Source organism: Xenorhabdus littoralis (assembly GCF_033949345.1).
GTDB lineage: Bacteria > Pseudomonadota > Gammaproteobacteria > Enterobacterales > Enterobacteriaceae > Xenorhabdus > Xenorhabdus littoralis.
In genome coordinates this window covers 1-260 of the sequence record NZ_VCDP01000333.1, presented here as the reverse complement: position 1 = coordinate 260, position 260 = coordinate 1, and the positions used below count along the sequence as shown (strand labels likewise).

The window sequence follows — 260 nt, the reverse complement described above, 5'->3', positions numbered from 1 at the left end:
GCACAAGAATATTACAAGTTAAAACAAACAAATACAGTAAACACATATATTGAAAAAGGGCTAAATGTTTGTAACCAAGAATATAAAATTCATTTCTTATTTTTACAAGCATTAAACAATAAATTATCTACTGAACAATTAGAAAAAGTCATGTTAGACGCGATTCCATATTTTGAAAAACAAAATCTATGGAAATACATACAAGATTATACTGAAGAATTGGCTATAAGATTTTATGAAGAAAAGAATAAGGATAAATC

General features: G+C 24.6%; 1 protein-coding gene. It reads left to right on the top strand.

Translation table 11 applies throughout. The features are described 5' to 3' along the window. Positions 1-260, top strand: a 260-nt coding sequence (locus FE394_RS19785; protein WP_319928001.1) for a hypothetical protein, incomplete at both ends; no start/stop codon positions are given.